The following is a 13,486-nucleotide window of genomic DNA, read 5'->3' as shown; positions in this document are numbered from 1 at the left end:
TTATGGCTCTGTTCAATCACAAACGTGATTACGATATCGACCCGTTTACGGACTTGCTGTTTAACGCGCTGCTAACCTTCACCTTCCTGTTCCTGGTGGCGCTGCTGCTGCTTAATCCGCCGGCGAAATCAGGCATTATCGACCCCAAGGCCGAGTTTCTGATTACCGTCAGTTGGCCCGACAGTAACCCGAATGATATCGATGTCTGGGCTCAGGGCCCGGATAATAGCCAGGTCTGGTATATGCGCACCCAACAGGGGCTGATGCATCTGGATCGGGATGACCGTGGCATGGCCAATGACACCCAGGTGATTGATGGCCGCGAGATCATCAACCCACTGAATCAGGAAGTACTCACCATCCGTGGCAGGCCGCCGGGTGAGTACATAGTGAACCTGCATTATTTCAAAAGCGAAGATCAGCTAGAGGTGCCGGTCACTGTCTATCTGGCAGAGGTCAATCCAACGATGAAGGTGCTTAATTACACCACCACGACCCTTCGCAAGGAAGGCGATGAAATGACCGCATTGCGCTTTACCATCACCCCTCGCGGTGAGGTAGTGAATATCAATCAGCTGCAAAAAAGCATTATCGAGGCGAATGACCAATGAATGAGGTGTTACTCGGCCTGACTCTGGCCTATGTGTTTCTGACCGCCGTACTGTTGCTGGCCGTAATCTCTGGCCGGCTGCACTGGATTTTCAAACTGACCCTGTTGCTGTTAGCTATCGGTTTTTACTGGATCAGCTATCAGGGCTGGAAGCAGGCACAGGGCTGGCCCACCGATGCCGTGGTACCGGAACAGTTCCTGATGCATTACGCGGTCGTGGAAGAGCCCGATAAGGAGAAAGGTAGAGAGGGTGGCATTTTCCTCTGGCTGACAGACCTTAAAGGCCACCAATTGGCCGTAGAGCCACGCGCCTACCGCATCCCTTATGACCAGAAGACACACACTAATATCCAGCTCGCCATGAAAGATATCCGCAACGGCAGTGTGCAGCTGGGACAGCGTTCGCCAAAACCAGAGGACCCGGTCAGTGTTGAAAATAAAAAAGCGTTTGGCGAGAAAAAATATCTGCTGGAGTTTTCCGACCTGCCTGACCCGGCACTGCCGGAGAAATAAGCATGCGTAACTTTACCCTGCTGGCCTTAACGGCACTGACACTGAGCGGCTGCGATGCGGATATCCCGGCCACCGATTACTTCCCCCTACACGCAGGCGTGCGCTGGGAATATAAGGTAACAGAGAATCTGACTGATCGGGTTAACGAACGCCGTTTCAGCATCGAAAATCGCGGCACTGCTCAGCTAAAGGGACGTTATGCTGACGAACCGGTCAGTATCCGTCATACCAGTGACGGCACTGACTACTACATTTTGCAGGATGATACCGGCAGTTACCGTATTGCCCGGCGCACCATGATTGAATACGACCCCCGCTATGAAGAAGAGGAAGTACGTATATTGCCAAACTATAAGGACCTTGATCTGGGCCGTAACTGGTCAGCTGTCACCCGTCCCTATGCCCTGCACAGCCTACCCTCTTACGCCGTCGAAGAACCGGGTGGCAAAATGGTCAATATGGAATTTGAAATCACTGCCCTGGATGACACGGTCACCGTACCTGCTGGAACGTTTGCAGGCTGTATCCGGGTGGTAGGCAAAGCCAAGATCAACCTCTACGCTGATCCGAAGATTGGCTATCAGGATGTAAAGCTGACACAAACAGAATGGTATGCTCCGGGAGTTGGCCTGGTAAAACTGGTTAGGGATGAACCGCTGGATCTGGATATTTTTAAAGGCGGGACAATCTCATTTGAATTAGTGTCGTTTGACCCCTGACGGGGTCAACGTATCTGTCAGGCGGGCACTGCCAGTTCAAAATCCTGTTCACTAATATGCTGCTGCATCACACTGCGCGCGGCACAGGCACACTTACCACAGGTACCGGCCACGTCCAGTGACTGATTCAGATCGCGCAAGCTGCGCGCCCCTTGATCAACCGCTTCTTTCACCTGACTGTCTGTGACATTGTTGCAAATACAGATATACATAAATCATGAACCAACAAGCTGCTTATTTAATACAAATGATAATACTTATCATTTGCTTTCATTTCAACACTAAGTTAACGTCTTTTCTGTAGAATTTTTCATGGATAAATCAGATGCCAACGCAGCTTTCATTTTGCTAGGCTGTTCTGAACCAACAGACTGACCTAGCAACGACAATATAAACTAAACTTTATTACTGCTTAGACACCACAGTTGCAAACGACAAGGAACTTCCTATGCAAGGTGATAAACAGGTCATCACATTATTGAACAAAGTACTTTCCAGTGAACTGACCTCCATCAATCAATACTTTCTTCATGCCCGCATGTTCAAAAACTGGGGGCTGAATGAACTGAATGAAAAAGCCTACAAAAAGTCGATCAAGGACATGAAACAAGCCGATAAGCTGATAGAGCGCATCCTGTTTCTTGAAGGTTTACCTAACCTGCAGCACTTGGAACGACTGCGCATTGGTGAACACACCGAAGAAATGCTGCAGTGTGACCTGGAATACCAGCTGGACGAACGTTCCCTCCTACGTGATGCCATCGCCGGTTGCGAGCTCGCCAGTGATTACGTCAGCCGTGATCTTCTGGAAGATATTCTGGAGTATGAAGAGGAGCATATTGACTGGCTGGAGACTCAGCAGTACCTGATTCAGCATACCGGTATGGAAAACTATCTGCAGTCGAATATCTGAGGACCGAACAATGAAAGGCAACAGCCGGGTAATCAATGCCCTGAACGACCTGCTGGCGATGGAGCTGGCTGCTATGGATCAGTACTTTATCCACTCACGGATGTACGAAGACTGGGGACTGACCAAACTCTACGAACGCATTGACCATGAGTTCGATGACGAAAAAGGTCATGCGGCTGCCTTGATCGAACGGATGCTACTACTGGAAGGCACCCCGGACATGACCAAGCGTACCGGTTTCAAGGTGGGCAAGGATGTACCTGAAATGCTGACCAACGACCTGCAGCTGGAATATGATGTGGGCGATGCCCTCAAAGCATCGATCAAGATCTGTGAAGAGGAGCAGGATTACCAAACCCGTGAGATCCTGGAAAAGCTGCTGGCCGATACCGAAGAGGATCATGCTTACTGGCTGGAGCAGCAGCTGGGACTGATCAAACGTATCGGTATTCAAAATTACCTGCAATCCCAGCTATGAGCCATTGAGTACGCATAAAAAAACCGCCATTTGGCGGTTTTTTTTATCAGCGTTGAGGCTTAGCTCACTGCTTCATCTTCTTCCATATCCTTCATGGACAGTTTGATACGGCCACGCTGGTCAACATCCAGCACTTTAACCTTAACCATCTGTTCCATCTGGATATAGTCGGTCACTTTCTCGACACGCTTGTTGTCGATCTGCGAGATGTGTACCAGACCATCTTTACCCGGCAGGATGTTTACAAACGCACCGAAGTCTTCAATACGTACTACCTTGCCTTCGTAGATCTTGCCGACTTCTGCTTCAGCAGTGATCGCCAGAATCTTATCGCTTGCCAGTTTGGCCGCACTGCGATCTTCCGCATAGATACGAACGGTACCGTCTTCTTCGATATCGATAGAAGCACCGGTCTCTTCGGTCAGGCCACGAATAGTCGCGCCACCTTTACCGATCACATCACGGATTTTCTCAGGGTTGATCTTAATCTGAGTCATGGCTGGTGCATTGTCCGGCAGTTCAGGACGGGCATAACCAATAACCTTAGCCATCTCTTTCAGAATGTGGGTACGGGCATCAAATGCCTGTTCCAGCGCGATATCCATAATCTCTTCGGTAATACCGGTGATCTTGATATCCATCTGCAGAGCGGTGATACCGTGTTCAGTACCCGCAACTTTGAAGTCCATATCACCCAGGTGATCTTCATCACCCAGGATATCGGTCAGTACCGCAAAACGCTCACCTTCTTTGACCAGGCCCATAGCAATACCAGCTACCGGTGCTTTCAGTGGAACACCCGCATCCATCATGGACAGGGACGCGCCGCAGACAGAAGCCATAGAGCTGGAACCGTTGGATTCAGTAATCTCGGAAACGATACGGATGGTGTATGGGAACTCTTCCTGAGTCGGCAATACCGCTGCAACACCACGGCGCGCTAGGCGGCCATGACCGATTTCACGACGACCAGCACCCATCATGCGACCACACTCACCCACAGAATATGGAGGGAAGTTGTAGTGCAGCATAAACGGATCTTTACGCTCACCTTCAATCGCATCAATGATCTGCTGATCACGTGCAGTACCCAGCGTACAGGTAACAATAGACTGGGTTTCACCACGGGTGAACAATGAAGAACCGTGGGTGCCTTTCAAGACGTCAATTTCAACTTCGATTGGACGAACAGTTTTCGTGTCACGGCCATCGATACGCGGCTGACCATCCAGAATACGACCACGCACCACTTCTTTTTCCAGTGACTTGAAGATACCTTCAACATCACCTGCATCCGGCGCACCTTCTTCACCCGTTGCGATCTCAGCCAACGCTTTGCTGCGCAGTTCTGCTACTGCTGCCTGGCGCTGCATTTTATCAGCCACCTGGTAAGCATCAGACAGGCCTGCAGCGACAACGCCACGTACCTGCTCGATCAGGCTTTCATTTTTCTCGGCCAGCTGCCAATCCCAAGCAGGTTTGCCTGCTTCTGCCTTCAGTTCATTGATAGCATTGATGGCAACTTGCATCTCCTGGTGTGCAAACAGTACGGCACCCAGCATTTCATCTTCAGACAGTTCTTTGGCTTCAGACTCAACCATCAGCACGGCATCCGCAGTACCCGCAACCACCATGTCCAGCTCAGAAGTCTGCAGCTGTTCGAAAGATGGGTTCAGCAGGTAGCCATCAGCTTCGGTGAAGCCAACACGGGCAGCACCGATTGGGCCCATGAATGGAATACCGGAAATCGCCAGTGCAGCAGAAGTACCCAGCATAGCCGCCATATCAGGATCGTTTTTCTTGTCCGCGGAAACCACGGTACACACCACCTGAACTTCGTTCATGTAACCTTTCGGGAACAGTGGACGAATCGGACGGTCGATCAGACGGGAGGTCAGTGTTTCTTTCTCGGAAGGACGGGCTTCACGCTTGAAGAAACCACCAGGAATACGGCCAACTGCATAGTATTTTTCCTGGTAATGCACGGACAACGGGAAGAAGTCCTGTCCAGCTCTGGCTTCTTTAGCGCCTACCACAGTACACAATACCTGGTTGCCGCCCATTGTTACCATGACAGAACCGGTTGCCTGACGGGCAACACGACCAGTTTCCAGGGTGACTTCCTGGTTACCGAACATGAAGGTTTTTTGCTTAATATCAAACACAGTAATTACCTTAGTTTGGGTTAGCGGATGCTACTTGCAGATACCCATCATGCTCTGAGACTTGCCTGTACTCAGCTGCACTCTGCACAGAAAATGCAGGTGAGTACGGGCGAGATGAACAGGTGATCTGTGCAGTACCCTAAATAAAACCGGGGCCATACATTGTATGGCCCCAGAAGCTTTACACGACTCTGTTAGCGACGCAGACCCAGACGCTTGATCAGTTCCAGGTAGCGGTCAGCATCTTTACGCTTCAAGTAATCCAGCAGCTTACGACGCTGGTTTACCATGCGGATCAGACCACGACGGGAGTGATGATCGTGCTTGTTCGACTGAAAGTGACCCTGCAGGCCGTCAATGTTAGCTGACAGCAGCGCAACCTGTACTTCAGGAGAACCGGTATCACCTTCGCCGCGCGCGAAGTCTTTTACGATTTCTGCTTTTTTCTCAACAGACAATGCCATGTTGTATTTCCTCTTAAATATGCACACGGTGGCCACGCCAACCGCTGGATTAAAGACACGATGTACCGAGCATATTTCCAGTACAACGTCACAGCCCGGTAAACCAGGATGTTAGTTAGGATCAGCTACGCTGATCAGTCGCTGAGGCTTTAACTGCCCCTGCTCCACCGCAGCCACCCCAATAAAGCGGCCATCAGCGGCAAATAATCTTACTTGTGTCAGCTCAGGCAGCGTATCGCAGGGTAATGCTCGCCCATGCAACATCAGCTGAGTCTGCTCTGCATCAAGCTGAAAAGCATCAAATTCTGACACCGCAGCCCAAGGCGGCAATAATAGCGCATCCAGGGTATTTTGTATGCTTTCTGCCTCGGTTTCGGGATCAAAATCGGCGATTTTTTCTGCAATTTCTGCCAATGTCAGCATCTGTTCCGCCCGGTAACTTCCGACATCCAACCGGTGCAAACGGGTCACATGAGCACCACAGCCCAGCAGCAAGCCCAGGTCTTCGACAATTGAGCGGATATAGGTGCCTTTAGAACAGTGCACTTCCAGGTCCAGTTCATCGCCGCGAAAGCCCGTCAAACGGATTGAATGAATCGTCACCCGGCGTGGTTTGACCTCAACCTGAATACCTTTTCGCGCCAGTTTATATAGCGGCTGGCCCTGAAACTTCAGGGCAGAAAACATCGAAGGTACTTGCTCAATTTCACCGCTGAAGTGATTTTGCAGCAGCGTTTCTATGCGCTCTGCGGTCAGGTCGACCGGCACCGGTTTTTCCTCAACCACCACACCATCTGCATCACTGCTATCGGTACGGATACCCAACTTGGCAGTGGTCTGATAGCACTTATCAGCATCCAGCAGATATTGGGAAAATTTAGTCGCTTCGCCCAGACAGATAGGCAGCATACCCGTGGCCAGAGGATCCAGCGCCCCCGTATGCCCGGCTTTAGCAGCCTGATAAAGACGTTTTACCTGCTGTAGCGCAGCATTGGAAGAGAGGCCGCCGGCTTTGTGTAATAGCAAGACGCCATCCACCGCACGACCACGACGTTTGCGATTTGACGCCAAGGATTACTCCTCGTCTGCGTCTTGCGCAGCGTTTTCCTGACGCACAGCCTTTTCAATCAGGCTATGCAGATGACGGCCACGTTCGATACTCTCATCGAAGTGGAAGCGTAGCTGTGGTAACACCCGCAGCTTAATGGCATGCGCCAATTCACTACGCAGAAAACCCGCAGCGTTGCCCAGCACTTTCAGTGCAACGGCAACCGCTTCGGCTTCATCCTGATCCCCTTTCGGCAGCACGGTAATGTAGACGTCAGCAAAGCCAAGGTCTTTACTGACCTTGACGTGGCTGACAGTGACCATGCCCAGACGGGGGTCTTTGATCTGGAACTGAATCAGCAGTGCCAGCTCACGTTGGAGCTGGTCGCCAATCCGATGGGTACGGCTATAATCTCGCGCCATATAGGTTCTGCTATACCTTACAGAGTACGTTGTACTTCGATGGTGTCGTAAACCTCAATCTGGTCACCGACTTTAACATCGTTGTAGTTTTTCACGCCGATACCACATTCCATACCCTGACGTACTTCGTTAACAGCATCTTTAAAGCGACGCAGAGATTCCAGCTCGCCTTCATAGATAACGACATTGTCACGCAGTACACGGATACGCTTATTGCGGTATACGGTGCCCTCAATCACCATGCAGCCAGCCACCTGACCAAGCTTCGGTGAACGGAACACATCACGCACTTCGGCAGTACCGACAATCTCTTCTTTGTACTCAGGTGAAAGCAGACCGCCCATCGCCTGTCGTACATCATCAATGATGTCGTAGATAACGCTGTAGTAACGCAGCTCGATACCTTCGCGTTCAACAACCGCTCGGGCCTGAGCATCGGCACGCACGTTAAAGCCGATAACAATGGCAGAAGACGCCAGCGCCAGGTTGGCATCAGTTTCCGCAATACCACCTACGCCACTGGAAACAATGTTCACCTTCACTTCGTCGGTAGACAGGTCTTCCAGCGCCTGGCTCAGTGCTTCCAAGGAGCCACGTACGTCGGCTTTCAACACGATATTCAACGACTTAACGTCACCTGCCTGCATATTAGCAAACAGATTTTCCAGCTTGGCTTTCTGCTGACGAGCCAGTTTCACATCACGGTATTTACCCTGACGGAACAACGCCACTTCACGCGCTTTCTTCTCGTTCAGGACCATAGTGAATTCATCACCGGCACCCGGCGTGCCATCCAGGCCCTGGATTTCTACAGGGATGGAGGGGCCCGCTTCCTCTACCGGTTTACCATTTTCGTCCAACATGGCACGTACACGGCCGTAATGCAGACCCGCCAGCACAATATCACCCTTACGCAGGGTACCGTTCTGAACCAGCACGGTGGCAACAGGACCACGACCTTTATCCAGTCGAGATTCCACTACAACACCCTGAGCCGGTGCTTCCGGCACTGCCGTCAGCTCCAGAATTTCAGCCTGCAGCAGGATCGCATCCAGCAAATTATCAATGCCATCACCCGTTTTAGCGGAGACATTCACAAACTGCACGTCGCCACCCCAGTCTTCCGGAATCACTTCGCGCTGTGCCAGTTCGTTTTTGACCCGATCCGGATCAGCTTGTTCTTTATCTATTTTATTGACCGCAACCACCAACGGTACACCAGCAGCCTTAGCATGCTGCACCGCTTCTTCAGTCTGCGGCATAACACCATCATCAGCGGCCACAACCAGAATAACGATATCGGTCAGTTTGGCACCACGTGCACGCATGGCGGTAAACGCCGCATGGCCCGGAGTATCCAGGAAGGTCACCATGCCATTATCGGTTTCTACATGGTACGCACCAATGTGCTGGGTAATACCACCTGACTCACCAGAAGCAACACGGGTAGACCTGATGTAATCAAGCAGGGATGTTTTACCATGGTCAACGTGACCCATTACGGTAACAACCGGGGCACGGGAAGCATTATCACCCTGCAAGTGCTGGATACTTTCCAGTAATGCTTCTTCCACAGCATTTTCCTGCAGTGGAACCGGCTTGTGCCCCATCTCTTCAACCACCAGTACCGCGGTATCCTGATCAATCACCTGGTTGATGGTCGCCATGGCACCCATGTTGAACATCACCTTGATGACTTCTGCCGCCTTGATGTTCATCTTCTTAGACAATTCAGCGACGGTAATGCTCTCAGGAATACTGACATCCATCACCTGAGGAGCGGTTGGCTCTTTAAAGCCATGTTGGTTCGGTTTGTTAGAAACCGGTTTACCTTTTTTGTCACGTACTCGGCTCAGCTTACCGCCGCGACGGCTGCCTCGTTTGTCATCATCAAAACGGGAGCGGCCCTCTTCACGTTTTTTACTCTTGCCACGACCGCCTGTTTCTTTCTTTTTGTCTTCGGTCCAGCCGGGCTTCTTCGCGCGATCGGGTTCAGCAGCGGGTTTTTCTGGGGACTGTTTCTTGTTGGCTGCTTCTGCTGCTTCACGGACGGCGGCTTCAGCATCCGCCTTAGCTTTCGCTTCAGCGTCTGCCTTCGCTTTCGCTTCAGCTTCTTCTTTAGCCTTGGCTTCGGCGTTTTCACGCTCAATGCGCGCCTGCTCTTCTTCCTGGCGCAGACGATCAGCTTCAACCTGCTGCTGATCAACCATGGCTTCTTCTACTGCCGGGTCGGCTGGCTGTTCGCCATCGATTTCTGAGCGTTTCACGTAGGTACGCTTCTTACGCACTTCTACATTGACGGTTTTCTTCTTACCGGATGAACCTGCCACCTTCAATTGAGAGGTGGTTTTACGCTTCAGCGTGATTTTCTTGGGCTCACCCGCTTCTGCTGATTCACCATGACTTCTTTTCAGGTGATTAAGCAGGGATTGGCGTTCCGCCTCGGAAACCGCTGAGGACTCGCTTTTGCCATTAATTCCGGCTTCAAGCATCTGCTCCTGCAAACGCTCAACGGAAACACCTACCATATCGGCAAGCTGCTTGACTGTGACTTCTGCCATAAGGAGGCTCCTCGTCCGTTATTCGTTACTCTGCTGCAAACCAAGGCGCACGCGCAGTCATAATCAGACTGGCAGCACGTTCTTCTTCAATACCTTCGATGTCCAGAAGGTCATCAACAGACTGTTCAGCCAGGTCTTCCATAGTAACAATACCCTGGGCTGCCAGCAGGAATGCCAGATGGCGGTCCATACCGTCCATCTGCAGCAGATCGTCGGCCGGTTCGGCCTGATCGAGTTTTTCTTCATTAGCGATGGCCAGCGTCAGCAGAGCGTCTTTGGCACGCTTACGCAGTTCTTCAACGATATTTTCATCAAAGCCATCGATTTCCAGCATCTCTTCAACCGGAACATATGCAACTTCTTCCAGGGTGGTAAAACCTTCCTCTACCAGTACCTGGGCAACGTCTTCATCAACATCCAGATGTTCTATGAACTGGTCGATAACTGAACCGACTTCTGACTGATGCTTTTCATCAGCTTCAACTTCGGTCATTACGTTCAATGTCCAACCACTCAGTTCAGAGGCCAGACGAACATTCTGGCCATTACGGCCAATCGCCATTGCCAGTGCTTCTTCTGCCACCGCAACGTCCATAGAATGCGTTTCTTCATCAACGATGATGGAAGCAACTTCAGCCGGCGCCATGGCATTAATAACCAACTGCGCAGGGTTGTCGTCCCACAAAACGATATCAACACGTTCGCCGCTTAGCTCATTGGACACAGCCTGCACCCGACTACCGCGCATGCCGACACAAGCACCCACGGGGTCAATCCGGCCATCATTCGTTTTCACGGCAATTTTGGCACGGGAGCCTGTGTCACGAGCAGCCGCACGGATCTCAATCACTTCTTCAGAAATTTCCGGCACTTCAATGCGGAAAAGTTCTATCAGCATTTCGTTACAGGCACGGCTCAACACCAACTGAGGACCACGACCTTCAGCACGTACTTCCAACAGCACAGCACGTACCCGGTCGCCCATGCGGAAGGTCTCACGCTGAATCAACTGATCCCGCGGCAGCAGCGCTTCGGCATTGTTACCCAGATCAACAATAATATTGTCGCGGGTTACCTTTTTTACCGTACCGGAGATCAACTCGCCCAAGCGGTCACGGTAAAGCTCAACCACCTTGGCGCGTTCAGCTTCACGTACTTTCTGCACGATGACCTGTTTCGCGGTCTGCGCAGCAATACGGCCAAATTTAACCGACTCCACCTGTTCTTCGTGGATATCACCCGGCTGCATTGAACTATCAATTTCCAGTGCTTCTTCCAGGGTCAACTCAGTACCCAGTGCCGGCACTTCCTCATTGCTCATTACCAGCCAGCGACGGTAGGTTTCATAATCCCCGGAGGTGCGATCAATCACGACCCGAATGTCAGCTTCTTCGTCGTAGCGTTTCTTAGTTGCTGTTGCCAACGCAACCTCGATAGCTTCGAAGATCACTTCTTTCGGAACGTCTTTTTCGTTAGATACGGCTTCCGCAACCAACAGAATCTCTTTGTTCATGCCTTTGCCTCGCAAAAAACCTCAATTCCGGTTAAGAGAACCGGGGAATAATGTTCGCACGATCGATATAGTCGATCGGCAGCATATACTCTTCGTCACCAACCACAACGAGGATTTCATCACCATCCACGCCGTTGAGAATACCTTTAAACTTACGCCGGCCTTCAAACGCCAGTCGCAAACGAATCTGCACCTGTTCTCCGGTATATTCAGCAAACTGCTCCAGCGTAAAGAGCGGTCGATCCATACCTGGGGATGACACTTCCAGGGTGTAGTTCCCGGCAATCGGATCTTCAACATCCAAAATACCGCTCACCTGATGACTAACACGGGCACAGTCATCAACTGTAATACCCGCATCCGAATCGATATAAATACGCAATGTGCTATGCCGCCCCTGTGAGAGAAATTCGACTCCCCAGAGCTGAAATTCCAGTGCTGTAATTGCCGGTTCGATTAGGGCCTGCAACTGACCGATCTTTGCTGACACAGCCGCTCCATTCACGCCTTGGGCGCGGTTAAACCAATAAAAAATGGGTCTAAGTGACCCATTCCTGTGCGCCACACCTGAGTACAGCGCGATACCTACGAAAAAGCCCCTAAACAGGGGCTTCTCCAAGAAAGAGGTTGGAAGCGGGGGCCGGATTTGAACCAACGACCTTCGGGTTATGAGCCCGACGAGCTACCAGACTGCTCCACCCCGCAACAAAAAAGCTGGCGCAAATTGTATATCTACACCGAACTTTTATCAACATAACCACAAGAAAACACTGTTAAATCCAGCATATTTTGCAGTTATGCAATTTGGTGCCCAAGGCCGGACTTGAACCGGCACGGCCTACGGCCACTACCCCCTCAAGATAGCGTGTCTACCAATTCCACCACTTGGGCTAAACTCATGCCTGTCAGTCTGCTTTTGGGATATCAGACTCGGGTGCTGCTGGCGCAGCAGGCACCTGGCTTTCTTCCAGCGCAGGAAGCTGTTCTTCCTGAACTGCTGCCGACGGAGCAGCGCTTTCAATCAGCTCCGCAGCTGGGATACCGGCATCATTCACCGCATCCGCTTGGTTTTTCGCATATACAGCAAGGATAAAACTGGTGGCAAAGATGCCGGCAGCAACAATCGCCGTCATGCGCGACATAAAGTTACCACTACCCGTACTACCAAATACTGTTTGTGATGCTCCCGCACCAAAAGAGGCACCGGCTTCAGCACCTTTGCCCTGCTGTAGCAGAATCAGGCCGATTACGGCCGCTGCCAGCAACACATGAATGATCAGAACTATCGTTTCCATATCAAACCGTCTGTTCTTCACCTGCCGCCTGGCAGATGGTGATAAATTCGTTTGCTTTCAGGGAGGCGCCACCAACAAGGCCACCATCCACATCTGGCTTGGCAAACAACTCTGCCGCATTACCGGCATTGACACTGCCGCCATACACAATGCGGCAACCTGCAGCGATACCCGAATCAGCTTCAGCCAATTGCGCCCGGATTGCCTGATGCACTTCTTGCGCCTGTTCTGCTGTCGCAGTTTTACCCGTACCAATCGCCCAGACCGGCTCATAAGCCACTACTGCATCTGCAAAATCTGCGATACCAGCATAACTCACAACCGCCTGTAGCTGACGCTGAATCACATCGAGCGTAGCGCCCTGCTCGCGTTCTTCCAAGGTTTCACCAACACACAGGATTGGTTTTACCCCAGCAGCCAGCGCGGCACTGAATTTCTCAGCAACCAACACGTCCGATTCGGCATACAACGCACGTCGTTCGGAGTGACCTACGATTACATACTGACAACCAAGGTCGACCAGCATTGCCGGTGACACTTCACCGGTATAGGCACCAGATGCATGTTGAGAAACATTCTGCGCACCCCAGGTGATATCAGTTGTTGCCAACCGAGATGCTACCTGAGCAAGATATATCGATGGAGGGCAGACAAGCACTTCAGAGTTACCAGCCTGACAGCCTGTAACCAGCCCATCCAGCAGTTGCTGAATTGACTCAGTAGTGCCATTCATTTTCCAATTTCCGGCAACTAGTGCTCTACGCATTGATACCCCCTCGCAAAGA

General features: G+C 51.4%; 15 protein-coding genes and 2 tRNA genes. 5 read left to right on the top strand and 12 right to left on the bottom strand.

Annotation, left to right across the window (positions count from 1 at the left end; genetic code table 11):
• The first annotated feature begins 2 nt into the window (after positions 1–2).
• Genes ACFVYJ_RS04595 through ACFVYJ_RS04585 form a run of 3 tightly spaced genes read left to right on the top strand, consistent with a single transcriptional unit; the run spans position 3 to position 1,842 of the window.
• A complete protein-coding gene (locus tag ACFVYJ_RS04595) occupies positions 3–611 on the top strand; it encodes a hypothetical protein (RefSeq protein ID WP_419413866.1) in 609 nt (202 codons plus the stop codon).
• A complete protein-coding gene (locus ACFVYJ_RS04590; RefSeq protein ID WP_419413865.1) occupies positions 608–1,123 on the top strand; it encodes a hypothetical protein in 516 nt (171 codons plus the stop codon). Before ACFVYJ_RS04595 ends, ACFVYJ_RS04590 begins: the two co-directional genes overlap by 4 nt.
• Positions 1,124–1,125: 2 nt before the next feature.
• Positions 1,126–1,842: a hypothetical protein gene (locus ACFVYJ_RS04585; protein WP_419413864.1), complete on the top strand. Its 717-nt coding sequence runs from the start codon at positions 1,126–1,128 to the stop codon at positions 1,840–1,842.
• A 17-nt stretch (positions 1,843–1,859) separates the two neighbouring features.
• Here ACFVYJ_RS04585 and ACFVYJ_RS04580 read toward each other — a convergent pair whose 3' ends face one another.
• A complete protein-coding gene (locus ACFVYJ_RS04580) occupies positions 1,860–2,054 on the bottom strand; it encodes a (2Fe-2S)-binding protein (RefSeq protein ID WP_419413863.1) in 195 nt (64 codons plus the stop codon).
• A gap of 236 nt (positions 2,055–2,290) precedes the next feature.
• Here ACFVYJ_RS04580 and bfr (ACFVYJ_RS04575) point away from each other — a divergent pair, with 236 nt between their 5' ends.
• Both bfr (ACFVYJ_RS04575) and bfr (ACFVYJ_RS04570) read left to right on the top strand, forming a co-directional pair.
• A complete protein-coding gene (gene bfr, locus ACFVYJ_RS04575; protein WP_419413862.1) occupies positions 2,291–2,755 on the top strand; it encodes a bacterioferritin in 465 nt (154 codons plus the stop codon).
• 10 nt (positions 2,756–2,765) lie between these two features.
• Positions 2,766–3,233, top strand: a complete 468-nt coding sequence (gene bfr / locus ACFVYJ_RS04570; protein WP_419413861.1) for a bacterioferritin — start codon at positions 2,766–2,768, stop codon at positions 3,231–3,233.
• Between the two features lie 59 nt (positions 3,234–3,292).
• Here bfr (ACFVYJ_RS04570) and pnp read toward each other — a convergent pair whose 3' ends face one another.
• The 11 genes from pnp to tpiA form a co-directional block, all read right to left on the bottom strand.
• On the bottom strand, positions 3,293–5,398 hold the full coding sequence (pnp, locus tag ACFVYJ_RS04565) for a polyribonucleotide nucleotidyltransferase (protein WP_463254968.1): 2,106 nt from the start codon (positions 5,396–5,398) through the stop codon (positions 3,293–3,295).
• A 194-nt stretch (positions 5,399–5,592) separates the two neighbouring features.
• On the bottom strand, positions 5,593–5,862 hold the full coding sequence (gene rpsO, locus ACFVYJ_RS04560; protein WP_419413860.1) for a 30S ribosomal protein S15: 270 nt from the start codon (positions 5,860–5,862) through the stop codon (positions 5,593–5,595).
• 111 nt (positions 5,863–5,973) lie between these two features.
• The gene (gene truB, locus ACFVYJ_RS04555) at positions 5,974–6,933 is read right to left on the bottom strand and encodes a tRNA pseudouridine(55) synthase TruB (RefSeq protein ID WP_419413859.1); all 960 of its coding nucleotides are present in this window, start codon (positions 6,931–6,933) and stop codon (positions 5,974–5,976) included.
• A 3-nt stretch (positions 6,934–6,936) separates the two neighbouring features.
• Positions 6,937–7,332, bottom strand: a complete 396-nt coding sequence (gene rbfA, locus ACFVYJ_RS04550; protein ID WP_419413858.1) for a 30S ribosome-binding factor RbfA — start codon at positions 7,330–7,332, stop codon at positions 6,937–6,939.
• Between the two features lie 17 nt (positions 7,333–7,349).
• Positions 7,350–9,893 (bottom strand): translation initiation factor IF-2, encoded by a 2,544-nt coding sequence (infB, locus tag ACFVYJ_RS04545; RefSeq protein WP_419413857.1) that lies wholly within the window; start codon positions 9,891–9,893, stop codon positions 7,350–7,352.
• Positions 9,894–9,918: 25 nt separating this feature from the next.
• A complete protein-coding gene (nusA, locus tag ACFVYJ_RS04540; protein WP_419413856.1) occupies positions 9,919–11,406 on the bottom strand; it encodes a transcription termination factor NusA in 1,488 nt (495 codons plus the stop codon).
• 31 nt (positions 11,407–11,437) lie between these two features.
• Complete coding sequence (rimP, locus tag ACFVYJ_RS04535; protein WP_419413855.1) at positions 11,438–11,896, bottom strand: ribosome maturation factor RimP; 459 nt, start codon at positions 11,894–11,896, stop codon at positions 11,438–11,440.
• A gap of 138 nt (positions 11,897–12,034) precedes the next feature.
• A tRNA-Met gene (locus ACFVYJ_RS04530) sits at positions 12,035–12,111 on the bottom strand.
• A 100-nt stretch (positions 12,112–12,211) separates the two neighbouring features.
• Positions 12,212–12,297: transfer RNA gene (locus tag ACFVYJ_RS04525), tRNA-Leu, on the bottom strand.
• A 14-nt stretch (positions 12,298–12,311) separates the two neighbouring features.
• Complete coding sequence (gene secG / locus ACFVYJ_RS04520; protein WP_419413854.1) at positions 12,312–12,701, bottom strand: preprotein translocase subunit SecG; 390 nt, start codon at positions 12,699–12,701, stop codon at positions 12,312–12,314.
• A gap of 1 nt (position 12,702) precedes the next feature.
• Positions 12,703–13,467 carry a triose-phosphate isomerase gene (tpiA, locus tag ACFVYJ_RS04515; RefSeq protein WP_419413853.1) on the bottom strand — a complete coding sequence of 255 codons (765 nt, stop codon included), beginning with the start codon at positions 13,465–13,467 and terminating at the stop codon, positions 12,703–12,705.
• Positions 13,468–13,486 lie beyond the last annotated feature (19 nt).

The organism is Pontibacter sp. JAM-7 (assembly GCF_048548695.2).
GTDB lineage: Bacteria > Pseudomonadota > Gammaproteobacteria > Pseudomonadales > Balneatricaceae > Neptuniibacter.
The sequence above is the reverse complement of the archived record's forward strand: the minus strand, read 5'-3'. Positions and strand labels throughout refer to the sequence as shown.